The following is a 21248-nucleotide window of genomic DNA, read 5'->3' on the forward strand; positions in this document are numbered from 1 at the left end:
TCAGGTTCCGTTCCGGGGCGGAGTTGTCCCGGTTGAAAGCGATTGTTCGGGAACTTGACCCCGACGAAAGGGGCGAACAGCCGGACAAAGCCGCCTCAGTTCCCGACTTGGCGCCGGCCCGGGCTGCCTACGATGGCGACATCCCCAATCACGGGAGCACGCCTCATGAACGTCACCCTCAAACCCTTCGATTTCGCCCAGGCCGTCGCCCGCGCCGGCCTGGCCACGAACGGCCAGCCGCTCCACAAGAGCGGCCCCGTCGAGGGCGCCGGCTTCCAGCACGCGCTGAGCCAGGCGCTGGGCGCGGTGAGCAAGTCGCAGACCGATGCGACCGCGATGCAGCGCGAGGTGCAACTCGACAACCCGACCGTCAGCATCGAGCAGACCATGGTCGCGATGCAGAAGGCCCAGATCGGCTTCCAGGCGACGCTGCAGGTGCGCAACAAGATGGTCCAGGCCTATTCCGACATCATGTCGATGCAGGTCTGATCCATCGAACGCGGCGCGGCTAAGCTGCGGCCATGAGCAACGACCCGACCGACCTGATCCGGCGCCTGAGCCTGGCCCCGCACCCCGAAGGCGGCTGGTACCGCGAGACCTGGCGCGCGCCCGCCGGTCCGGACGGCCGCGCGGCCGGCACCTCGATCCTCTTCCTGCTCGAACACGGGCAGCGCTCGCACTGGCACCGGGTCGATGCCGCGGAATTGTGGATCTACCAGGCCGGCACCCCGCCGACGCTGCGCGTCGCGGACGAATCGGGCACGCGGGCGATCGTGATCGGGGTGGACGCCGCGGCCGGTCAGCAGCCGCAGCACGTCGTGCCGCCCGGCCATTGGCAGGCGGCCGAAGCCGGGGAGGGCTGGTGCCTGGTGGCGTGCGTGGTGGTGCCCGGCTTCGAGTTCGCCGGCTTCGAGCTGGCGCCGCCTGGTTGGGCACCGCCGGGCTGACGCGCGCGGTTCAGACCTGCTGGTCGACGTGGTCGCCGAGCAGCGGCGCCGGCGAGAACGCCGGGCGCTGGCCCGAAGCCGACTCGAGCTGGTGCGACAGCCGGCTCAGCCACGGAAAACGTGGCGGCAGCGGCTGCTGGGTGATTTCGTCGATCTCGACCGGGAGCGCCTGCGGCGGGCGCGCCGCGGCGCTGGTCGTGGACGGCGTGTCCGCGCTCGTGACCGAGACGCGGCCGACGCCCGTGATGCTGGGAATGGCCATGATGCGCTCCTTGCCCCCTTGCCGGAGAGGCTGTTCCGCTGCTATCGGCAGCGGACGCGGGAACCTTGAGGCCCGATTGCTCGAACTTGCGTCGAAATGTTGTGCTTTTCTCGCGATCGCCCGTTTCGGCGGCGTTCTCAGCCCAGCGACAGCAGCTTGCCGCGCTTCTGGGTCTGGTCGATGAAGCGCTGCAGCGCACGCTGCGCGGCCGGGTCGACCCGCACGAATTCACACCCCAGCCGCACGCCGTTGGCATCGGTGTTCAGCGAGGTGACGTGCTGCAGGCGCAGGTCCACGTGGAAACGGGTGTCGGCGTCGAGCTCGATCTCGACCTGGTTGATCAGCCCGCCGACCTGCATCGGCGGCACGTCCTCGGGCAGCAGCAGCGCGCAGCCGCCGATGCTGACGTCGAGCACGCGCAGCGCGAGCTGCATCTCGGCAATGTCGGTGTGGCGCACGCGCGCGACCGGTTGCCCGCGCAGCAGCGGGCGCACGCGGTAGGCGCTGCGACGCTGGAAGCGAAAGACTTCGCGCGGGTAGCCGGCGCTGAGCACGCAGGCGCGCGCGCCGCGGACCAGCATCAGGCGGCTGAGGTCGAACTGGACCTTGACGCTGTCCAGGTAGCCGACCGCGACGACCTCGTCGCTCTCGAGCAGCGCGTTCAATGCCGGATCGGCGGCATCGACGCTGAAGCCGATCGAGCCGCGTCCGGCGTCGGTCGTCCACACCGTCGCCGCCACGCTGACGCCTTCACCGGCGTGCAGGTTGAGCTCGGCGTTGCCGTCGTACAGGCGGCGCAGCAGCGTGGCGATCTCGCCGGGCGCGGTGACGCGGAACTCGTCCAGCCCACCAGGCGCAGCGCCCAGCGCGTCGAGCGGCATCGGCAACGTTTCGAACACGGCCGTGCGCTCCTCAGTGGAAGGTGGGGGTGCGGCCGGCGAGCAGCTCGTTCAGGTCGTCGAGCCACGGCTCGGCGAGCTGGCGCACCTCGGCGTCGTTGACGAGGATGCGCTGCATGATGCGCGACTTGAACTGCGCCTCTTCCTGCCCCAGCGGTTTCTCGCCGGCGGCGGTCTGCTTGAGCTGCGAGATCAGCAGCGCGCAGGCGCCTTCGAGCTTGAGCACCTCGTCCCAGTTGCCGACGCGGGCGGCGGCCAGCATGTCCTGGCTCGCCTTTTCGATGGCCTGGTAGTAGTTCAAGAGGGCGTTCTTCATGGTCGCGTCCCGGGTGACTGAAGCGGAAGGGGAAGTCGTGTTCATGCCGAGCCGACCTGTCCGCCGATCGCGGTCCAGGCCGAGTAAATCGGGCGCATCAGGCGCTGGCACTCGTCGACCGCCGCCTCGTCGTTCTGCAGGTTGGCATGGGTCAGTCGCACCGTGACGTACGCGTACAGGTCGCGCAGGTCTTTGGCGAGTTCGCCGCCGGCCTGCAGGTCGAGCGGGGCCTTCAGGCCTTCGTCGACGATGCGCGCGGCGCGGGCCAGCGAGCGGCACTTCTGTTCGACGTTGCCGGCGCGGATGTGGCCGCGGGCCTGCGAGCACGAATCGAAGAACCCTTCGAACAGCATCTCGACCAAGCGGTGCGGCGAGGCGGCGTCGACGCCGGTGTCGGTCTGCACCTTGTGGTACATCGTGGACATCGATTGCTGATGCGGGCGGCTCTGGGTGAACATCGGTACTACTCCGGGGCAGGGTGGTGCGTCTGCGATGGTTCTTTATCGGCTGCGAAGCACGTCCCTTTAGAGGTGCGCGGGCCTGCTTTTCATGCGTCTGCGCGGGCCGGGCGCCCAATGCAAACCGCCCGGCGGGACCGGGCGGCATGGCGGGCGATCCGGTGCGTGCGCACCGCTCAGGCCGTGCTCTTGTTCCAGTTCGTGATCTGCTGCTGCACGTAGTTGGAGAGGCCGTTCAGCGTGTTCATCTGGGTGTCGAGCGCTGAATACTGGGCCCGCAGGCGTGCCTCGGTCCGCGTCACGCGGTCCTCGAGCTGGCTCTGCCGCGTCTGGTTCAGGTCGAGCCGGTGCTGCAGGCCGTCGGTGCGCGATTGCAGCGTTCCGTCGAAGGCCAGCATGCGGTCGGTCAGCTTGCGCATCTGCAGCACGACGCCGTCGTTGGCCGGCGTCACCGGGTCGCTGTTGGCGAACACCTTGCGCAGCTGGTCGAGGTTGGCCAGGCCGTTGTTCAGCTTGGTGTCGTTGACGCTGATCGAGCCGTCGGACTTGACGTCGAAGCCGATGTCCGAGAGCCGTCCGAACATCGACGACGCGCCGCTGGTGGTGCCGAGCATATTGCGCAGTTGCGTGCGCAAGCCCCACGCGGCGCTGTCGCCCTGCAGCGCACCGGCGGTCTTGGTCGCGGCGTCGTACTTGGTCTGCGCGGCCAGCATGGAGTTGACGTCGTTGTACGCCGTCACGAAGGCGGTGATCTTAGTCTTGATCGCGTCCGCGTCGTTGGCGGCGACGATCTGCACCGGCGCAGTCGTGACCTTGGACAGCGTCAGCGTGACACCGTCGATCACGCCCGACAGCGTGTTGCTGGCCGAGCGCACCGGCAGGTTGTCGATCGTCGCGATCGCGTCGGCGGCCGGCCGCGCGAGCGTCATCGCCGAGGTGCCGCCCGGGTCGTAGGCGAGGGCGGACAAGCCGCCGCCGCCGGTGTCGGTCACGCCGATCTGGAAGCCGTTGACTTCGCCGGTGGCGCTGGAACGCAGCACCAGCCGGGTGCCGGTCGAATCGGTCAGCACCGAGGCGGTGACGCCGGCGTTGGCGTTGTTGATCGCGTCGCGCACCTGCGCGAGCGTCTTGGCGCCGGGGCCGATCGTGATGTCGACGGCCGTTGCGCCGGCCTTGGCCGCGAAGCCGCCGCCCGCCCAGCTGCCGAGCTGCACGTGCAGCGTGCCTTCGCCGATCACGGCGTCGGCCGAGGCGTAGCTGCTCGCCGTGGCGACGGACTGGCCCGACGCGAGCGACGTCACCTGCACTTGGTAGCTGCCGGCGCGGGTGGTGGAATCGGTGGCGACGCCGACCGACGCGGGATCGCTGGACGTGCCGGCGGTCTGCGTCCAGGTGGTGGACTGGCTCAACGCGGCGCTCGCGCTCTGCAGCGCCGAGAGCTTGGACTGCAGTTGGCCGTAGACCGACAGCTGCGACTGGACGTCGGTGGCCTGCTTCTGCAGCGTCGTGATCGGCTGCCGCTCGATGGCCACCAGCTGCGTCACGATGCTGTTCACATCGAGGCCGCTGCCGATGCCGGGCGATGACACTGCCATGGGATTCTCCTGTTACGTCTCCCCACTATCGGCCGGCAAGGCGCCGGCTTGAGGCGTGTCTTCAGCGAAACTGCGTCGATCAGTTACGCAGCAGCGTCATGACCTGGCTCGGCACCTGGTTCGCCTGCGCGACCATCGCGGTGCCGGCCTGCTGCAGGATCTGGGCGCGCGACAGGGCGGCGGTCTCGGTCGCGAAATCGGCGTCCATGATCCGGCCGCGGGCGGCGGAGGTGTTCTCCGAATAGGTCTGCAGCTGGCCGATCACGGCCTCGAAGCGGCCCTGCAGCGCGCCGGCATCGGCGCGGGCGGTGTTGACCAGGTCGAGGTCGGTGTCGGTGGCGGTCAGCACGGCGGTGGCGCCCGCCTGGGTGCTGATGTCGGCGGCTGCGTAGGCGGTCAGCGCAGTCATGTCGAAGCTGACCGAGGCGTTGATCACGTCGCCGGCGTCGGCGCCGACCTGGAAGTTGGCCGAGGTCAGGCTGCCGTCGAGCAGGTTGACGCCGTTGAACTTGGCGCCGTCGGCGACGCGGGCGATCTCAGCCACGAGCTGGGTCGCCTCGGCGTTCAGGTTGGTGCGGTCGGCGTCCGAGATCGAGCCGTTGGCGGATTGCACCGCCAGTTCGCGGATGCGCTGCAGGCTATCGCCGATCTTGCCCATCGCGCCTTCAGCGGTCTGGAACATCGAGATGCCGTCGTTGGCATTGCGCATCGCGACGTTCGAGCCGCGGACCTGGGCGTTCATGCGCTCGGCGATGGCGAGGCCGGCGGCGTCGTCCTTGGCCGAGTTGACCCGCAGGCCGGAAGACAGGCGCTGCATCGCGGTCGCGAGCGAGCTCTGCGAGGTCGACAGGTTGCGCTGAGCGTTCAGCGAAATGGTGTTCGTGTTGATCGTCATGGGCATGGTCGTGACTCCGGAAATGTTCCAAACGCTTCCGGCGACTCGCCGGCGACTTCAGGCCTGTGTCCACAGTGGGCCCGTGATCGCCATTCTTCAGCAGCCCGCGCCGGCCCGATCGCCGGAAACACGCCGTGAAAACACCCCAGATCCAGACACGAAAAAGCCGCCCCGGAGGGCGGCTCGTACTGGACAGCGCGTTCTTGCGGTCGATCAGCGCAGCAGCGACATCACGGCGTTCGGCAGCTGGTTGGCTTGCGCGATCATCGCGCTGCCGGCCTGCTGCAGGATCTGGGCGCGCGACAGCGAGGCGGTTTCCGTCGCGAAGTCGGCGTCCATGATCCGGCCGCGGGCGGCCGAGGTGTTCTCGGCGTAGACCTGCAGCTGGCCGACGACGGCTTCGAAGCGGCCTTGCAGCGCGCCGGCATCGGCCCGGGCGGTGTTCAGCGTGTCGAGGTCGGTGTCGGTGGCGGTCAGCACGGCGGTGGCGCCGGCCTGGGTGCTGATGTCGGCGGCGGCATAGGCGCCCAGCGCGGTCATGTCGAAGCTGACGGTCGCGGTGATCACGTCGGTGGCATCGGCGCCGACCTGGAAGTCGGCCGTCGTCAGGCTGCCGTCGAGCAGGTTGACGCCGTTGAACTTGGCGCCGTCGGCGACGCGGGCGATTTCAGCCACGAGCTGGGTCGCTTCCGCGTTCAGGTTGGTGCGGTCGGCGTCCGAGATCGCGCCGTTGGCCGATTGCACGGCCAGTTCGCGGATGCGCTGCAGGCTGTCGCCGATCTTGCCCATCGCGCCTTCAGCGGTCTGGAACATCGAGATGCCGTCGTTGGCATTGCGCATCGCGACGTTCGAGCCGCGGACCTGAGCGTTCATGCGCTCGGCGATGGCGAGGCCGGCGGCGTCGTCCTTGGCCGAGTTGACCCGCAGGCCGGAAGACAGGCGCTGCATCGCGGTTGCGAGCGAGCTCTGCGAGGTCGACAGGTTGCGCTGAGCGTTCAGCGAAATGATGTTGGTGTTGACGGACATGGTCATGTGGAAATCTCCGAAAGTGGTGGTGAGACGGGTTGCCTGATGCCCGGCGTTTCGTCTGACTCCGGACCCCGGTTCGGATTGCTCGTCCCCGTTGGCTGGGTTATCGGGCAGGCTGTTTCGATACTTGAGGGGCCGTGTCAACAGAAATTTGCGACGCCATTCGCCGGCTGTTCAAAGCTTCACGCTATGGCGGCCTGTCCGGGCTCGAAAACCGTGTCCGACGAGGGCGTGTAGGAAGTTCCCTGACAAGGTCCGCAGAAGAACATGGACTGAAGCGACAGAACTGACCCGATGTTTCGGTCCTGATCGTGTCTTCACAATTCGCTTCACGTTGAGACACAAGACCGAACACGGCGACACAACGTCCACAGACACACACCACCCGGAGCAGACCATGAACGCAGACCAGATCCTCACCGAAATTCGCGAAGCCAACCTGTCGTACCTGATGCTGGCCCAGAGCCTGATCCGTGCCGACAAGGAACAAGCCCTGTTCCGCCTGGGCGTCAGCGAGGAAAGCGCCGCGATGATCGCGCTGCTGACCCCCGCCCAGATGATGAAGGTCGCCTCCGGCAACACGCTGCTGTGTCGCTTCCGCATGGACGACGACCTGGTCTGGGGCCTGCTGACCAACCACGGCAAGGGCGCCGCCAACGACACCACCTCGCGCCTGCACGCTTCCATCCTGATGGCCGGCCGCCACCAGGAAGCCGCCTGATCCTACTAATACGAAGCAAAGCCAGGAGCACGATCATGCGCGTCAAGAGCATCCTCACCGAAGCCAAGCAGATCAGCCGTGCGGTCACGCTGATCAACCTCGGGGCCCGCCTGCAGGTCCTCGAGTCCGAGACCGACCTGTCCTACGAGCGCCTGCTGCGCCTGTACAAGGAAGTCTCGGGCAAGTCGCCCAGCAAGGGCCAGCTGCCGTTCTCGACCGACTGGTTCATGACCTGGCAGCCGAACATCCACGCCTCGCTGTTCCTGAACATCCACGAGTACCTGAACAAGGTCGCCGAGATGGACGAGATCGACACCGTCATCAAGGCCTACCAGCTCTACCAGGAGCAGACCCAGGCGCAAGGCCTGGAAGCGCTGCTCTCCGTGACCCGCGCCTGGCGCCTGGTCAAGTTCGTCGACAACGGCATGCTGACGATGACCAAGTGCTCCAAGTGCAGCGGCCACTTCGTCACCCACCCGCACGAGATCGCCAAGCACTATGTGTGCGGCCTGTGCAGCCCCCCGGCGCGCGCCGGCAAGGGCAAGGCGGCCGGCGGCATCCAGATGCACTGATTCCGCTCAAGTCTGGCGGCCGACGGCCGATAGACCTGACAACGTTTCGATTTTCATTGCTTGTCTCCTCCTGGCACATTCATGTGTCTTTTCAAACGGGCCTCTCGGGGCCCGTTTTTTTATTGGGCGGTCAATTCGGCGTTGATGTGCGGTTCGTGTCCGGGGCGCCGGCACCACACTCAAGACCGAACATCCCGCGCCGATAAAAAGGCAGGGCAGGGCACGCCGAAGTTGGTGTGTCTCCACATTCGGACCTTCACACCATGTTTGTTCTCGTCGGCTGGGGCCTCGCGCTGGCCTGCATCTTCGGGGTCTACATCGCACACGGTGGCAACATCGCGGTGATCCTGCATGCGTTGCCGTTCGAGCTGATCACGATCCTCGGCGCCGCGCTCGGCGCGTTCCTCGCGAACAACCAGATGAAGGTCGTCAAGGCGTCGCTGGCCGGCCTCGGGCGCTGCTTCAAGGGCAGCAAGTACAGCAAGGCGCGCTACATGGAAATGATGGCGCTGCTCTACGACATCCTGCAGAAGGCCCGCAAGGAAGGCCTGATGTCGATCGAGAAGGACGTCGAGGAGCCGCACAACTCGGCGATCTTCCAGAAGTACTCGGTGGTCGGCAGCGACCACCACGTGGTCGAGTTCATCACCGACTACCTGCGCATGATGGTCTCGGGCAACCTGAACGCCCACGAGATCGAATCGCTGATGGACAGCGAGATCGAGACCCACCACAACGAGGAACACGCGGCCGTCGCCGCGATCGCGCGCCTGGCCGGCGGCCTGCCGGCGTTCGGCATCGTCGCCGCGGTGCTCGGCGTGGTCAACACGATGGGCTCGGTCGGCCAGCCGCCGGCGGTGCTCGGCGGCATGATCGGCTCGGCGCTGGTCGGCACCTTCCTCGGCATCCTGTTGGCCTACGGCTTCGTCGAGCCGCTCGGCGGCCTGCTGGAGCAGAAGGTCGAGGACGGCTCCAAGGAACTGCAGTGCATCAAGACCACGCTGCTCGCCAGCATGCAGGGCTACGCGCCGCAGGTGGCGGTGGAGTTCGGTCGCAAGGTCCTGTACTCCGGTGATCGGCCCACCTTCGCCGAGCTCGAAGGCCATGTGAAGGGCAAGAAGTAATGTCCGGCGATTCCAAGAAGCTCCAACCGATCATCATCAAGAAGATCAAGAAGGGCGGCCATGCGGCCCATGGCGGCGCGTGGAAGATCGCGTATGCCGACTTCGTGACCGCGATGATGGCGTTCTTCCTGCTGATGTGGCTGCTCGGGTCGACAACCGAAGGCGACAAGAAGGGCATCGCCGATTTCTTCAACGCGCCGCTGAAGGTCTCGATGATGGGCGGCGGCACGACCTCCGGCGATTCGTCCAGCGTGGTCAAGGGCGGCGGGACCGACCTCACGCGCACCGACGGCCAGGTCAAGAAGGGTGATGTCGAAGCCAAGAACCGCACCGTCCAGCTCAAGGCGCTGAAGGCCGACCAGCGGCGCGCCGAGGCGGCCCGGCTCGAAACGCTGAAGAAGCGGGTCGAGGACGTGCTGGCGGCGAACCCCAAGCTGGCGGCGATGAAGTCGCAGATCCGCCTGGAGATGACGCGCGACGGGCTGCGCATCCAGATCGTCGACGAGCAGAACCGGCCGATGTTCGACAGTGGCAGCGCAGTCGTCAAACCCTACATGCGCGACCTGCTGCGCGAGATCGGCGGCGTGCTCGCCGAAGTGCCGAACCGCCTGACGCTCGAGGGCCACACCGACGCGCAGCCGTTCGGCGCCGGCGAGCGCGGCTACAGCAACTGGGAGCTCTCGAGCGACCGCGCGAACGCCTCGCGCCGCGAGCTCGGCACCGGTGGGCTGCCCGAGGACCGCGTGCTGCTGGTGCAGGGCCTGGCCTCGAGCGTCCTGTTCGAGCCGAACGAGCCGACCAGTCCGGTGAACCGGCGCATCAGCATCATCGTGATGAACCGCGAGGCCGAGGACCGGCTGCTGCGCCTGAAGCCCGACGACGTCGAGGAAGCCACGGAGACCCTCAAGGAAGCCGTCGCGACGCCCTCAATTACCCCCCCGATCACCCGATAAGGACCAGGTGCCCATCGCGGCACCTGAACGACCCCGCGAGGAGCGCCATGACCACATCCACCGATATGAAATTCCTGATCGTCGACGACTTCTCGACCATGCGCCGCATCGTGCGCGGGCTGCTGAAGGAGATCGGGTACAACAACGCCGACGAAGCCGAGGACGGCTCGGTCGCGCTGAACATGTTGAAGAACTCGAAGTACGACTTCGTCGTCAGCGACATCAACATGCCGGTGATGAACGGCTTCGAGCTGCTGTCGGCTGTGAAGGCCGACGACACGCTCAAGCACCTGCCGGTGCTGATGGTGACCGCCGAGGCGCGCAAGGAAGACATCGTGCGCGCCGCCAAGGACGGGGCCGCCGGCTACATCGTCAAGCCTTTCACCAAGGCGACGCTGGAAGAGAAGGTCCAGAAGATCATGCAGAAGCTCGCCGCGACGGCTTGAGCGCGACCCCGGAGCAGAACAACATGAAGATGGACAACCTGGAGACGCTCGCGCCGCAGATGGCCGCGGGTGCCTCGCCCGAGGTGTTTCACCAGCTCGGCCTGATCACCCGGCAACTGCACGACACGCTGAACCAGCTCGGCGTGATGCCGAAGCTGCAGACGGCCGCCGAGGGCCTGCCCGATGCGCGCAGCCGCCTGTCGTACATCGCCCGCAAGACCGGCGACGCCGCCGACAAGGTGCTGAACTCGGTCGACAAGGCCAAGGCCGAGCACCTGAGCATCAGCGCCGAGACGCGCCGTATCGCGCAGGCGATCATCAGCGACCCGGTCAAGGCCGTGGCCACCGGCGCGGTGCTGAATTTCGCCGGCGACGTCGAGGCCGCCACCGCGCGCATCGACGCGCACCTGACCGACATCATGATGGCGCAGGACTTCCACGACCTGACCGGCCAGGTGGTCGCCAAGGTCGTGGCGCTCGCCAGCGACCTCGAGGACAGCCTCGTCAAGCTGCTGGTGCAGGCCGCGCCGGCCGAGCAGGCCCGCGCCGTCGAATCGACGATCCTGAACGGCCCGGTCGTGAACCCCGAAGGCCGCACCGACGTGGTCGCGGACCAGGGCGAGGTCGACGACCTGCTCGCCAGCCTGGGCTTCTGAGCAAGGCTCGGCCCGCCGGGCATCCCGCCCCTCGTTCGTCAGATGCCTGCGGTTCCAGCGCCGTTGCCGGCCGACGAGGCCGAGCGCCTCGCGGCGCTGCACCGCCTGCGCGTCCTCGACACCCTGCCGGAGCAGGTCTACGACGACATCGTCCACCTCGCCTCGCAGATCTGCGGCACGCCGATCGGCCTGGTCACGCTGATCGACGGTGAGCGCCAGTGGTTCAAGGCGCGCGTCGGCCTGGCCGCGCCGCAGACGCACCGTGACACGGCGTTCTGCGCGCACGCCATCGTCGGCGACGACCCGCTGCTGATCGTCGAGGACGCGGCGCTGGACGCACGCTTCGTCGACAACCCGCTGGTCACCGGTGACCCGCACATCCGCTTCTACGCCGGCGCCCCGATCGTCACCGCCGACGGTCACGCGCTCGGTACCGTCTGCGTGGTCGACACCGAGCCGCGCCGTATCAGCGCGGCGCAGGCCCGCTCGCTGCAGGCGCTGGCGCGGCAGACCACCGCGTTGCTCGAGCTGCGCCTGCGCACGATCATCTCGGAAGAGCAGGCCGAAGCGCTCGAACGGATCGGCGCCCAGGCGCGCGAGGAGCGCCGCCGCAGCGCCGAGATGCTCGAGCTCGTGCTGCGCGGCGGCAACCTCGGCCTGTGGGACCTGCACGTGCCCACCGGCCGCTTCCAGGCCAGCCCGCGCGAGTGCGAGATGCTCGGCTACGACGCCGCCGCGGCGCAGCAGCTCCCGTGGCGCGCGCTGCTGCATCCGGACGACCGTGCGACCGTCGACCGCGCGATCCTGACGCACCTGGCCGGCGACACGGCCTACTGTCAGATCGAACACCGCATGCGCCACCGCGACGGACGCTGGATCTGGGTGCTGAGCCATGCGGTGATCGCCGAACGCTCGGCCGACGGCCGCCCGCTGCGCATCGTCGGCACCCACCTCGACATGACCGAGCGCAAGGTCGCCCAGCAGGCGCTGGAGGACAGCCAGCGCCGCCTGCGCCTGATCACCGACAACCTGCCCGCGCTGGTCGCCCACGTCGATCGCGAGCAGCGCTACCGCTTCCTGAACGGCTACATCCAGCGCACTCACGGCACCGACATCGGCACGGCGCTGGGCCGCACGATGCGCGAGGTCCGCGGCGAGGCCCTGTATGTCCAGCTGCAGCCCCACGTGGAGGCGGCGTTGCGTGGCGAGCCGGCGGCGTTCGTCTACACCGACACGGTCGACGGCCGGGCGCTGCAGTACCAGTCGAACTACATCCCGGACATCGACGCGGCCGGTCTTGTCCAGGGCTTCTACGCGATGACCTTCGACATCACCGAGCTGCGCGAGACGCAGGTCCGGCTCGAACAGCTGGCGCGCGTGGATCCGCTCACCGGCCTGCCGAACCGGCGTCAGTTCGAGGAGCGCATCGTCCAGAGCATGGCGCGGTCACGGCGGTCGAACCAGCCGATGGCGGTGATGTTCCTCGACATCGATCACTTCAAGTCGATCAACGATTCGCTCGGTCACGCCGGCGGCGACGCGGTGCTGTGCGAGGTGGCGCGGCGCCTGCGCGACAGCGTGCGGGTCACCGACACGGTCGCGCGACTGGCGGGCGACGAGTTCGTGCTGCTGCTCGAGGGCGTGGCCGGCCCGGCCGACGTCGACGCGCTCGCCGACAAGGTCATCGCCAGCATCCGCCCGGCGTTCGTCGTGGCCGGGATCGCCCGCTCGGTCACCACCAGCGCGGGCGTGGCGGTCTACAACGGTGACGCGCTCGATGCGCCGGCCCTGCTGGCGCAGGCCGACGCGGCGCTGTACCGCGCCAAGCAGCGGGGCCGCGACCGGTACGCGATGGCCTGAGCCGCGCGACGGGCCGCCCGGGAACGGGCTCGGAAGTGGCCTGCGATCACCCCGCTTATCCGCCGCGTCATGCCGGCGTGCGCCGGAACAATCGACGCAGTGCCCTCTAGCGCGCCAGCGCCGTCATGTCCGAGCAAAGTTCCCAAGACCGCAACCTGCCCGCCTCCCAGCGCAAGCTGAAGAAGGCGCGCGAGGACGGGCAGGTCGCGCGCTCGCGCGATCTCGGGCATTTCGTCGCGATCGCGGCCTGCGGCGCGCTGCTGGTCGCCGCCGCGCCGTTCGCAGCCGACTGGCTGAAGCAGACGCTGATGCAGGGCCTGCAGTTCGACCGCGGCATGCTGCAGAACCCCGGCGCGATGGGCGAGCGCCTGCAGGCCCTGACGATCCGGATGATGTGGATCGTCGTGCCGTTCGGCCTGGCGATGATGGCCGCGGCCATGGCGAGCAGCCTGGCCATCGGGGGCTGGAACTGGACGCTCAAGCCGCTGATGCCGAACTTCGGCAAGCTCAACCCGATCACCGGGCTGCCCGGCATCCTGTCGAAACAGAAGCTGGTCGATGCGCTCAAGGGCAGCGTGCTGGCGCTGATCCTCGGGGGCATCGGCGGGCTGTTCCTGAAGGGCCACGTCGACCAGTTCGCCGGCCTGCTCGCGCTGCCGCTGCCGGCCGCGATCCAGCAGACGGCGGCGTCGATGGTCGGCGGCGTCGGCCTGCTGCTGATCGCGCTCGGCGTGTTCGCGATGATCGACGTGCCGCTGCAGCGTTTCCAGCTCGCGCAGAAGCTCAAGATGAGCCACCAGGAGCAGAAGCAGGAGCACAAGGAGCTCGAAGGCAACCAGGAAATCAAGGCCAAGGTCCGCGCCCGCATGCGCGAGATGACCCGGCGCCGCATGATGGCCGCCGTGCCCGGCGCCGACCTGGTCGTGATGAACCCGACCCACTATGCCGTCGCGCTCAAGTACGACGACAAGAAGATGGGCGCGCCGCGCGTCGTCGCCAAGGGCGCCGACCTGATCGCCATGGCGATCCGCGACCTGGCGAAGGATTCGAAGGTCCCGGTGCTGCAGGCCCCGGTACTCGCCCGCGCGCTCTACGCCCACGCCGAACTCGACCGCGAGATCCCCGCCGCGCTGTTCGGCGCCGTCGCGCAGGTCCTCGCCTACGTCTACCAGCTGCGCGCCGCGCTCGCCGGCCAGGTCGCGATGCCGAACGCATTGCCCGATCTGGACGTGCCGGCGGAGCTCGATCCCCACAACAAGCCGGTGCCGGGAATGGACGCGTTCGATTGATCTGTAACGCGGCGCGCGAGCGCGCCGTGCCACCGCCGGATCAGGAAACCCAACGCCGCGCCGCGGCCTCGACCAGCGCCGGCAGCACCACTTCGGCGCCGCCACGCAGCACCGCATCGGCCCGCCCGTCTTCCACCGTCTCTTCGACGTTCACGACGACCAGCTTCGCGCCGCGCGCCTGCGCGCGCTCCGCCAGCCCCGCGGCGGGGTGAACGAGGGCGGTCGTGCCGACCGAGAGGAACAGGTCCGCCTGCCTGCTGGCCCACTGCGCCTGGGCCAGGATCTTCGAATCCAGGGACTCGCCGAACATCACCACCGCCGGGCGCACCGTGGGCCTGGTCGTCAGGTGGCACACCAGGCAGTGCCCGCGTTCCTGGGCCGGGTCCGGGGCGCCGCAGTGCGTGCAGAAGCTGCGGTCGAGCGCGCCGTGGAGTTCCAGCACCGTGCCCGCGCCCGCGCGCGTCAGCAGCCCGTCGACGTTCTGCGTCACCAGGGTCGTCGCGGGGCGGCGAGACTGAAGATCGGCGAGCGCACGGTGCGCCGCGTTGGGCTGCGCCCGCATCAGCTCGGTGCGCCGTGCGTCCCAGAAGGCGAGGAAGCCCTCGGGGTCGCTCTCGTACGCGGCGGCGTCCGAGAACCTGAGCTGGTTACCTTCCGTCCACAGTCCGCCAGCGTCCCGGTAGGTCGGGATCCCGGAGGCCTTGGACAGCCCGGCGCCCGACAGCACGACCGTGCGGCGGGCGACGCCGAGCCAGTTCGCGACCTGGTCGAATGTCGAGACGGTGGTTCGATTCATCGGCCGACGATAGCGCAGCACACGTCAGACCTGACGTGTTACGCGTGGCCGGCGTCATTTCTTCATCGCGTCGGGCGCCATCGCGTCCTTCTTCATGGCGTCGGGTGCCATCGCATCCTTCGCGGTCGCGGCCTTCTTCATGCCGTCCTTGGCCATGTGATCCTTGGTCATGGCGTCCTTCTTCATGGCGCTCTTGCCCATGGCGATTTCCTCGGGATAGGGTTGATGGGGTGTCACGGCCGATCCCGGCCGCCCCCTGTCCGTCGGTTCCCGCGCGCACTTCGTTCATCGCCGCCGCCGGAACGTGCAGTCACCTGCCGGCCGCCAGCGCTGCGGCTGCCGTCCGCGGCCGCAGCAGCGCCAGCATCCAGTAGGTCGCCCCACCGATCGCGACACCGAAGAACCAGCCGTAGGTACCCCACCACGGCGGCAGCAGGCTGGTGAAGTTGGGCAGGATCGTCGAGAAGATCGAGCCGACGCCGGTCGCGATCAGCGCGTTGATGTTCCAGCCGCCCTGGTAGCGGTACTCGCCGTGCTCCTGGTACAGCGCCTCGACGTTCACGCGGCCCTTCGCGACCAGGTAGAAGTCGACCAGGATGATGCCCAGCAGCGGCCCCATCGTGGCGCCGATCGCGTTGACGAAGTGCGCCGCGTTGCCCTCCCACGGTGCGAACGGATACAGCACCAGCGCGATCCCGGCGGCGATGTAGCCGCCGCGCTTGAAGCTGATCGTGCGCGGGAAGACGTTCGAGATGTCGAATGCGGCGGAGACGAAGTTCGCGACCACGTTGATGCCCAGCGTGGCGGCGGCAAAGCTGATCGCGGCGATCAGCGCGAGCACCCAGCTGTCGAACTTGGCCGAGATCTGCTCGGGGTGCAGCAGCACCTCGCCGTAGACCTTGAACGCGGCGATCGTCGTGATGCCCGCGACCAGCGAGAACGCGATCAGGTTGACCGGCAGGCCCCACAGGTTGCCGACCTTCACCGCCTGCTTGTTCTTGGCGTAGCGCGAGAAGTCGCAAAAGTTCAGGTACAGCGCCGCGAAGTAGGTGACCCAGGTCGCGCCGACCGCCATCAGGGCCCAGAACGAGCCCGGCTCGCCGCTGACGCCGGCGTCCTTGGTCTTGTCCAGCAGCACGTCCATCGGGATGCCGTGGTCGAACGAGAAGCCGCCCGCCTTCACGCACAGGCCGACGGCGAGCACCAGCATCGCGACCCAGACGGCCGGCCCGGCCCAGTCCTGGAACTTGCGCACCGTCTCCATGCCGCGCTGGATGATCAGCAGCTGCAGCGCCCAGATCACGACGTAGCAGATCAACTCCAGCCCGGAATGGCCGAGCAGGTGGGTGTTCTTGTGGAACGCCATGATGCTGTCGCTGCGGATCAGCAGCGCCACCATCGCGCCCGAGGCCGCGGCCGTCTGCGCGCCGTACCAGAAGCAGGCGACGACGGCCCGCACCATCGCCGCCAGGTTGGCGCCCCAGACGCCGAACGACGCGCGCGCCAGCACCGGGTAGGGCACGCCGGTCTTCTCGCCGGCGTAGCCGATCAGGTTCATCAGCACGAAGATGATCAGCGAGCCCAGGCCGATCGCGATGATGAAGTTCAGGAAGCTGCCGCACAGCAGGAACAGGCTCGCCGCGAGGTAGTAGCCCCACAGGCTGTGCACGTCCGAGGTCCAGACGTTGAAGATGCTGAACGCGCCCCAGGTTCGTTCCTTGGCGGGCGCGAGGTCCTCGTTGTAGAGGTCGGGCGAGGGGTTGCGGATGTCCATGGCAGCGTCTCCTGAGGCGGGTCGCGGGCGGCCGTCCGCCGGCACGGCCCGACGTTAAACCCGCGCAGGCGCCTCAGCAAGAGTCGCGCCCGGGGGTTCTCCCCCCCCGGTTCTCGGGCGGCTGCGGCCGCGAACTGGCGGCGCTTCACCCCGCTTATCCGGCTCAAGTTTGCGGCCCGGCCCGGAACAATGGCGCATCACGTTGCGGTGCGTCTGCACCCCGTCCGGAGACCCCTGAATGAACCCATTGCAGCAGCTGCAAGCCTGGCTCGGCCCGAACGCCAAGGCCGTGCGCTCGATGGCCGCGCCGCTGGTCGTCGTGATGATCCTGTCGATGATGGTGCTGCCGCTGCCGCCGTTTGCGCTGGACCTGCTGTTCACCTTCAACATCGCGATGGCGCTGATGGTGATGATGGTCGCGGCCTACATGGTCAGGCCGCTCGACTTCGCGGCCTTCCCGTCGGTGATCCTGCTCACGACCTTGCTGCGCCTGTCGCTGAACGTGGCCTCGACCCGCGTCGTGCTGCTCGAGGGCCACACCGGCGCGGGCGCGGCCGGCGCGGTGATCGAATCCTTCGGCCACTTCCTGATCGGCGGCAATTTCGCGGTCGGCCTGATCGTGTTCGCGATCCTGGTGGTGATCAACTTCATCGTCGTCACCAAGGGCGCCGAGCGCATCGCCGAGGTCGGCGCGCGTTTCACCCTCGACGCGATGCCCGGCAAGCAGATGGCGATCGACGCCGACCTGAACGCCGGCCTGATCGACGACAAGGAGGCCAAGCGCCGCCGCGCCGAGGTCGGCGAGGAGGCGGAATTCTTCGGCTCGATGGACGGTGCCAGCAAGTACGTGCGCGGCGACGCGATGGCCGGCCTTCTGATCCTGTTCATCAACATCATCGGCGGCTTCGTGATCGGTGTCGCGCAGCACGACCTGTCGGCCTCGCAGGCCGCCAACAGCTACATCCTGCTGGCGGTCGGCGACGCGCTGGTGGCGCAGATCCCGGCGCTGCTGATCTCGGTGGCGGCGGCGATGGTCGTCTCCCGCGTCGGCAAGAGCGAGGACGTGGGCAGCCAGATCGCCCGCCAGGTCTTCAATTCGCCGAAGACGCTGGGCATCACGGCTGGCGTGATCGCGCTGCTGGGCGTGATCCCCGGCATGCCGAACATCGTGTTCCTGCTGCTGGCGTCGGGCTTCGGCTACGCCTCGTGGTGGATGGCGCGGCGCGACAAGCGCGCCGCCGAGGCCGTGCCGCAGCGCCCGGCCGAGGTCGCGCAGGCCAATCCCGAGGCCACCTGGGACGACCTGATGCCGGTCGACACGCTCGGCCTCGAAGTGGGCTACCGCCTGATCTCGCTGGTCGACAAGGCCCGCCAGGGCGATCTGCTCGGCCGCATCAAGGGCGTGCGCAAGAAGTTCGCGCAGGACGTCGGCTTCCTGCCGCCGCCGGTCCACATCCGCGACAACCTGGAACTCAAGCCGAGCGCCTACCGCCTGACGCTGCGCGGCGCCGTGGTGGGCGAGGGCGAGGCCTTCCCCGGCATGTTGCTGGCCATCAACCCGGGCGGCGCGACCACGCAGCTGATCGGCACCAAGACCACCGACCCGGCCTTCGGCCTGCCGGCGGTCTGGATCGAGGAGCGCCAGCGCGAGTCGGCCCAAATGGCCGGATTTACGGTTGTTGATTGCTCGACCGTGGTGGCGACCCATCTTTCACACTTGATGCAATTGCACGCGGCCAAGTTGCTGGGCCGCGTCGAGACCCAGCAGCTGGTCGAACACGTGACGAAGCTGGCCCCCAAGTTGATCGAGGACGTGGTTCCGAAAATGGTTGGCATCGCCGCACTGCAAAAGGTCCTGCAGCTTCTCCTAGAAGAAGGCGTGCACATCCGCGACATGCGCTCGATCGTCGAGAGCCTGGCCGATGCCGCCGCCACCGTCACCGACCCGGCCGAACTCGCCCGCCGCATCCGCATCCACCTGGCGCCGAGCATCGTGCAGCAGATCTACGGCCCGGTGAAGGAGCTGGACGTGATCGCCCTCGAGCCCGAGCTCGAGCGCCTGGTCACCCAGGCCCTGAACTCGCCGCACGGCGCCGCGCTCGACCCGGGCGTGGCCGACACGCTGGCGCGCAGCGCCGCCGATTCCGCCAAACGCCAGGAAGACCTGGGTCACCCGGCCTGCCTGCTGGTGCCCGACATGATCCGCGCCCCGATGGCGCGCCTGCTGAAGCGCGCGGCGCCCCGCCTGCGCGTGCTCGGCCACAGCGAAATCCCTGAAACGCATTCGATCCGCATCGGTTCGATCATTGGAGCCCACTCATGAACGTCAAACGTTTCACGGCGCGCACGTCGCGTGATGCACTGGTTCTCGTGAGGCAGGCGCTGGGCGAGGACGCGGTCGTGCTGTCGACCAAGCCGAGCGTCGACGGCGTCGAGGTGCTGGCGATGGCGCCCGAAGGGATGAAGCAGATCGAGCGCATGGCCGCCGCGACGCCGGCCGCCCCGGCCAAGCCGGCGGCCCGGGCCGCGGTTCAGGCCGAGCCCGCGCCGACCGAAGTCACCGACGACGTGGCGCAGCTCTCGATGAGCACGCTGTCGTTCCAGGATTACGTGCGCGACCGCATGCTGCGCCGCCGCTCCGCTGCGCTGGCCCCCGAGGCCGCCGCCCCGGTGCGCGAGGAGCCCCGCGCTGCCGCCCGCCCCGCACCGTCCACCGAGCGCCACAGCGTGCTCGAGCAGCGCATGAGCGCCCCCGCGCCGGCCCCGCTGCTGCGCGAGCCGCCGGTGCTGAGCGACCCGATGCCGGTGTTCGCCGACCATGCCGTCAACGCGGCGGCGTCGCAGGCGGCGCAGGTCGCCCGCCGCGACCAGGAAGACATGATGAGCGAGCTGCGCTCGATGAAGGGCCTGATCGAAGAGCGCTTCGGCGCGCTGGCCTTCATGGAGAAGCTCAACCGCCAGCCGGCGCAGGCCCGCCTGACCCAGAAGCTGCTCGACTGCGGCTTCTCGCCGGCGCTGATCCGCAAGATCGGCGACAGCCTCCCGATGGACGTGACCGACGAGGCCACCTGGGCGGCCGGCGTGCTCGAGCGCAACCTGCTGACGGCCGAGGCCGAATCGCCGCTGGAAGACCAGGGCGGCGTCTACGCGCTGGTCGGCGCCACCGGCGTCGGCAAGACCACCACCACCGCCAAGATCGCCGCCGCGTTCGCCGCCAAGTACGGCGCCAACAACCTCGGCCTGATCACCCTCGACGCCTACCGGATCGGTGCCCACGAGCAGCTGCGCGCCTACGGCCGCATCCTCGGCGTGCCGGTGCACACCGCGCACGACCGCGCCTCGCTCGAGGACCTGCTCGAGTTGCTGGCCGGCAAGAAGATGGTCCTGATCGACACCGCCGGCATGGCCCAGCGCGACACCCGCACCCGCGAGCTGCTCGACATGCTCAGCCACCGCGAGATCCGCAAGCTGCTGGTCATCAACGCCGCGTCGCAGGGCGAGACGATCGAGGACGTGCTGATCTCGTACCACGCGCCGGTCTGCGCCGGCATCGTGCTGTCGAAGATGGACGAGGCCGTCAAGCTCGGCCCGGCGCTCGACGCGATGATCCGCATGAAGCTCAAGGTGATCGGCGTGGCCAACGGCCAGCGCGTGCCGGAAGACTGGCACCGCCTGTCGGCCAACGCCCTGGTGCACCGCGCGCTGCGCGCCGGCGGCAGCAGCGCCTACAAGCTCGACGCGAGCGACGTGAGCCTGATTTTCACGGCGCCGCTGGGCCAGAACCAGAACCAGCACCGCGGCGCCGCGCGCCCGCTGCTGAACGCCTGAGCCCATCCACCGAACCCCGGACGACGACCCGCCCATGTCCCGATCCCTGCCTCTCGACCAGGCCGACGGCCTGCGCCGCCTGTTCGCCCACGCCCGCGTCTGCGTGCTGCCGGTGGTCTCGAACCCGAACGTCGCGTTCGGCGGCGTGATACTGGAGCGCCTGTGCACCGCGTTCGCCGAGCACGGCAAGCACACGCTGGTGATCGACGCCGCCGAGCGCGCACCCGTTCACCACGAGATGGCGCTGCTCGACCTGGCCGAATGCATCGAGCCGCTGTCGGCCCAGGTCTCGTACCTGGCGGCGCGCGGGCTGCCGCTGCGCTTCGTCGACTCGACCGGCTCGACCAACAACTTCCTGAAGGCGGTCGGCGAGGCCGCGCCGCACGCCGACGTGCTGCTGGTCCATGCCAGCGCCTCCGACCTGTGCCGCCTGTTCTCGCGCAGCGCCGACATCGACCGGGTGCGACCGCTGCTGCTCGCCGACGACCGGCCGACCAGCGTGACCCACGCCTACGCCGCGATGAAGCTGCTGACGCAGCGCGCCGGCCTGGTCGTGCACGACCTGTTGCTCGGCGCGGCCGCGCATTCGCCTCGCTCGGAGCGCATCGCGATGCAGATCGCGACCTGCGCCGACGACTTTCTCGGCGCGGTGTTGCGCGACTGGGTCCAGATCGACCCGGCCTGCGACGCCACGGAAGCGCCGACCGCAGACCTGCGCCGCCTCGTGCGGGAGCAGTTGCGCACGGCGCAGGGCGAGTCCCTGCATGACCTGGCCCCGTCGGCCATCACCCCACACGGAGCCGCACGCGCATGGGCCCACAACTGACC

The 21248-nt window shown here is 68.6% G+C and carries 23 protein-coding genes; 13 read left to right on the forward strand and 10 right to left on the reverse strand.

Annotated features, from left to right (window positions below; all coding sequences use genetic code 11):
- Positions 1 to 165 precede the first annotated feature (165 nt).
- Both fliE and ASC76_RS03030 read left to right on the forward strand, forming a co-directional pair.
- A complete protein-coding gene (fliE, locus tag ASC76_RS03025) occupies positions 166 to 489 on the forward strand; it encodes a flagellar hook-basal body complex protein FliE (RefSeq protein ID WP_056462150.1) in 324 nt (107 codons plus the stop codon).
- A 32-nt stretch (positions 490 to 521) separates the two neighbouring features.
- Positions 522 to 947, forward strand: a complete 426-nt coding sequence (locus ASC76_RS03030) for a cupin domain-containing protein (protein WP_056462153.1) — start codon at positions 522 to 524, stop codon at positions 945 to 947.
- Positions 948 to 957: 10 nt separating this feature from the next.
- Here the strand turns inward: ASC76_RS03030 and ASC76_RS03035 are convergent, their stop codons facing one another.
- From ASC76_RS03035 to ASC76_RS03065, 7 genes are all read right to left on the reverse strand, one after another.
- On the reverse strand, positions 958 to 1209 hold the full coding sequence (locus ASC76_RS03035; protein WP_056462156.1) for a hypothetical protein: 252 nt from the start codon (positions 1207 to 1209) through the stop codon (positions 958 to 960).
- Between the two features lie 137 nt (positions 1210 to 1346).
- Positions 1347 to 2108, reverse strand: a complete 762-nt coding sequence (locus ASC76_RS03040) for a flagellar brake protein (protein ID WP_235580320.1) — start codon at positions 2106 to 2108, stop codon at positions 1347 to 1349.
- A gap of 13 nt (positions 2109 to 2121) precedes the next feature.
- Positions 2122 to 2424 carry a flagellar protein FliT gene (locus ASC76_RS03045; RefSeq protein WP_056462160.1) on the reverse strand — a complete coding sequence of 101 codons (303 nt, stop codon included), beginning with the start codon at positions 2422 to 2424 and terminating at the stop codon, positions 2122 to 2124.
- 41 nt (positions 2425 to 2465) lie between these two features.
- Positions 2466 to 2882, reverse strand: coding sequence for a flagellar export chaperone FliS (gene fliS / locus ASC76_RS03050; RefSeq protein ID WP_056462163.1), 417 nt, complete (start codon positions 2880 to 2882; stop codon positions 2466 to 2468).
- A gap of 176 nt (positions 2883 to 3058) precedes the next feature.
- On the reverse strand, positions 3059 to 4477 hold the full coding sequence (gene fliD, locus ASC76_RS03055) for a flagellar filament capping protein FliD (protein WP_056462164.1): 1419 nt from the start codon (positions 4475 to 4477) through the stop codon (positions 3059 to 3061).
- Between the two features lie 79 nt (positions 4478 to 4556).
- Positions 4557 to 5378: a flagellin gene (locus ASC76_RS03060; protein WP_056462166.1), complete on the reverse strand. Its 822-nt coding sequence runs from the start codon at positions 5376 to 5378 to the stop codon at positions 4557 to 4559.
- A 207-nt stretch (positions 5379 to 5585) separates the two neighbouring features.
- Entirely contained in the window at positions 5586 to 6404 is an 819-nt protein-coding gene (locus ASC76_RS03065) for a flagellin (protein WP_056462168.1), read from the reverse strand.
- A gap of 394 nt (positions 6405 to 6798) precedes the next feature.
- Here ASC76_RS03065 and flhD point away from each other — a divergent pair, with 394 nt between their 5' ends.
- The 8 genes from flhD to ASC76_RS03105 all read left to right on the forward strand — a co-directional run bounded on the left by flhD (position 6799) and on the right by ASC76_RS03105 (position 14022).
- The gene (flhD, locus tag ASC76_RS03070) at positions 6799 to 7122 is read left to right on the forward strand and encodes a flagellar transcriptional regulator FlhD (RefSeq protein WP_056462170.1); all 324 of its coding nucleotides are present in this window, start codon (positions 6799 to 6801) and stop codon (positions 7120 to 7122) included.
- 35 nt (positions 7123 to 7157) lie between these two features.
- Positions 7158 to 7694: a flagellar transcriptional regulator FlhC gene (gene flhC, locus ASC76_RS03075; protein WP_056462173.1), complete on the forward strand. Its 537-nt coding sequence runs from the start codon at positions 7158 to 7160 to the stop codon at positions 7692 to 7694.
- Positions 7695 to 7957: 263 nt separating this feature from the next.
- Positions 7958 to 8818: a flagellar motor stator protein MotA gene (gene motA / locus ASC76_RS03080; RefSeq protein WP_056462176.1), complete on the forward strand. Its 861-nt coding sequence runs from the start codon at positions 7958 to 7960 to the stop codon at positions 8816 to 8818.
- Complete coding sequence (gene motB, locus ASC76_RS03085) at positions 8818 to 9771, forward strand: flagellar motor protein MotB (RefSeq protein WP_056462179.1); 954 nt, start codon at positions 8818 to 8820, stop codon at positions 9769 to 9771. Before motA ends, motB begins: the two co-directional genes overlap by 1 nt.
- A 47-nt stretch (positions 9772 to 9818) precedes the next feature.
- Complete coding sequence (locus tag ASC76_RS03090) at positions 9819 to 10217, forward strand: response regulator (protein ID WP_056462183.1); 399 nt, start codon at positions 9819 to 9821, stop codon at positions 10215 to 10217.
- 23 nt (positions 10218 to 10240) lie between these two features.
- Positions 10241 to 10873, forward strand: coding sequence for a protein phosphatase CheZ (locus ASC76_RS03095; RefSeq protein WP_056463122.1), 633 nt, complete (start codon positions 10241 to 10243; stop codon positions 10871 to 10873).
- A 42-nt stretch (positions 10874 to 10915) separates the two neighbouring features.
- Positions 10916 to 12733: a diguanylate cyclase domain-containing protein gene (locus ASC76_RS03100; protein ID WP_082548668.1), complete on the forward strand. Its 1818-nt coding sequence runs from the start codon at positions 10916 to 10918 to the stop codon at positions 12731 to 12733.
- Between the two features lie 125 nt (positions 12734 to 12858).
- Entirely contained in the window at positions 12859 to 14022 is a 1164-nt protein-coding gene (locus tag ASC76_RS03105) for a flagellar biosynthesis protein FlhB (protein WP_056462189.1), read from the forward strand.
- Between the two features lie 40 nt (positions 14023 to 14062).
- On the opposite strand, the gene ASC76_RS03110 is transcribed toward ASC76_RS03105, so the two are convergent.
- From ASC76_RS03110 to ASC76_RS03120, 3 genes are all read right to left on the reverse strand, one after another.
- On the reverse strand, positions 14063 to 14818 hold the full coding sequence (locus tag ASC76_RS03110) for a Sir2 family NAD-dependent protein deacetylase (RefSeq protein ID WP_056462192.1): 756 nt from the start codon (positions 14816 to 14818) through the stop codon (positions 14063 to 14065).
- A gap of 54 nt (positions 14819 to 14872) precedes the next feature.
- A complete protein-coding gene (locus tag ASC76_RS25025; protein ID WP_157615236.1) occupies positions 14873 to 15019 on the reverse strand; it encodes a hypothetical protein in 147 nt (48 codons plus the stop codon).
- Positions 15020 to 15128: 109 nt separating this feature from the next.
- Positions 15129 to 16592 carry an NCS1 family nucleobase:cation symporter-1 gene (locus ASC76_RS03120; protein WP_056462198.1) on the reverse strand — a complete coding sequence of 488 codons (1464 nt, stop codon included), beginning with the start codon at positions 16590 to 16592 and terminating at the stop codon, positions 15129 to 15131.
- A gap of 238 nt (positions 16593 to 16830) precedes the next feature.
- Between ASC76_RS03120 and flhA the strand changes: the two genes are divergently transcribed.
- From flhA to ASC76_RS03135, 3 genes are read left to right on the forward strand one after another with little or no spacing between them, the layout of a single operon-like run.
- The gene (gene flhA, locus ASC76_RS03125) at positions 16831 to 18915 is read left to right on the forward strand and encodes a flagellar biosynthesis protein FlhA (protein ID WP_056462201.1); all 2085 of its coding nucleotides are present in this window, start codon (positions 16831 to 16833) and stop codon (positions 18913 to 18915) included.
- Entirely contained in the window at positions 18912 to 20420 is a 1509-nt protein-coding gene (gene flhF / locus ASC76_RS03130) for a flagellar biosynthesis protein FlhF (RefSeq protein WP_056462203.1), read from the forward strand. The genes flhA and flhF overlap by 4 nt, the downstream gene beginning before the upstream one ends.
- Positions 20421 to 20454: 34 nt before the next feature.
- Positions 20455 to 21246, forward strand: a complete 792-nt coding sequence (locus tag ASC76_RS03135) for a hypothetical protein (protein WP_056462205.1) — start codon at positions 20455 to 20457, stop codon at positions 21244 to 21246.
- Positions 21247 to 21248: the final 2 nt, after the last annotated feature.

Source organism: Rhizobacter sp. Root404 (assembly GCF_001425865.1).
GTDB lineage: Bacteria > Pseudomonadota > Gammaproteobacteria > Burkholderiales > Burkholderiaceae_C > LMDS01.

What these genes read in the sequence shown, in the direction of transcription:
- ASC76_RS03090 (WP_056462183.1), top strand. Translation starts at nt 9,819, where the DNA reads ATGACCACATCCACCGATATGAAATTCCTGATCGTCGACGACTTCTCG.
- fliE (WP_056462150.1), top strand. Translation starts at nt 166, where the DNA reads ATGAACGTCACCCTCAAACCCTTCGATTTCGCCCAGGCCGTCGCCCGC.
- ASC76_RS03095 (WP_056463122.1), top strand. Translation starts at nt 10,241, where the DNA reads ATGAAGATGGACAACCTGGAGACGCTCGCGCCGCAGATGGCCGCGGGT.
- flhA (WP_056462201.1), top strand. Translation starts at nt 16,831, where the DNA reads ATGAACCCATTGCAGCAGCTGCAAGCCTGGCTCGGCCCGAACGCCAAG.
- motB (WP_056462179.1), top strand. Translation starts at nt 8,818, where the DNA reads ATGTCCGGCGATTCCAAGAAGCTCCAACCGATCATCATCAAGAAGATC.
- fliD (WP_056462164.1), bottom strand. Translation starts at nt 4,477, where the DNA reads ATGGCAGTGTCATCGCCCGGCATCGGCAGCGGCCTCGATGTGAACAGC.
- ASC76_RS03065 (WP_056462168.1), bottom strand. Translation starts at nt 6,404, where the DNA reads ATGACCATGTCCGTCAACACCAACATCATTTCGCTGAACGCTCAGCGC.
- flhF (WP_056462203.1), top strand. Translation starts at nt 18,912, where the DNA reads ATGAACGTCAAACGTTTCACGGCGCGCACGTCGCGTGATGCACTGGTT.
- ASC76_RS25025 (WP_157615236.1), bottom strand. Translation starts at nt 15,019, where the DNA reads ATGGGCAAGAGCGCCATGAAGAAGGACGCCATGACCAAGGATCACATG.
- flhD (WP_056462170.1), top strand. Translation starts at nt 6,799, where the DNA reads ATGAACGCAGACCAGATCCTCACCGAAATTCGCGAAGCCAACCTGTCG.
- ASC76_RS03135 (WP_056462205.1), top strand. Translation starts at nt 20,455, where the DNA reads ATGTCCCGATCCCTGCCTCTCGACCAGGCCGACGGCCTGCGCCGCCTG.
- ASC76_RS03105 (WP_056462189.1), top strand. Translation starts at nt 12,859, where the DNA reads ATGTCCGAGCAAAGTTCCCAAGACCGCAACCTGCCCGCCTCCCAGCGC.
- ASC76_RS03110 (WP_056462192.1), bottom strand. Translation starts at nt 14,818, where the DNA reads ATGAATCGAACCACCGTCTCGACATTCGACCAGGTCGCGAACTGGCTC.
- ASC76_RS03035 (WP_056462156.1), bottom strand. Translation starts at nt 1,209, where the DNA reads ATGGCCATTCCCAGCATCACGGGCGTCGGCCGCGTCTCGGTCACGAGC.
- ASC76_RS03120 (WP_056462198.1), bottom strand. Translation starts at nt 16,592, where the DNA reads ATGGACATCCGCAACCCCTCGCCCGACCTCTACAACGAGGACCTCGCG.
- fliS (WP_056462163.1), bottom strand. Translation starts at nt 2,882, where the DNA reads ATGTTCACCCAGAGCCGCCCGCATCAGCAATCGATGTCCACGATGTAC.
- ASC76_RS03030 (WP_056462153.1), top strand. Translation starts at nt 522, where the DNA reads ATGAGCAACGACCCGACCGACCTGATCCGGCGCCTGAGCCTGGCCCCG.
- flhC (WP_056462173.1), top strand. Translation starts at nt 7,158, where the DNA reads ATGCGCGTCAAGAGCATCCTCACCGAAGCCAAGCAGATCAGCCGTGCG.
- motA (WP_056462176.1), top strand. Translation starts at nt 7,958, where the DNA reads ATGTTTGTTCTCGTCGGCTGGGGCCTCGCGCTGGCCTGCATCTTCGGG.
- ASC76_RS03100 (WP_082548668.1), top strand. Translation starts at nt 10,916, where the DNA reads ATGCCTGCGGTTCCAGCGCCGTTGCCGGCCGACGAGGCCGAGCGCCTC.
- ASC76_RS03045 (WP_056462160.1), bottom strand. Translation starts at nt 2,424, where the DNA reads ATGAAGAACGCCCTCTTGAACTACTACCAGGCCATCGAAAAGGCGAGC.
- ASC76_RS03060 (WP_056462166.1), bottom strand. Translation starts at nt 5,378, where the DNA reads ATGCCCATGACGATCAACACGAACACCATTTCGCTGAACGCTCAGCGC.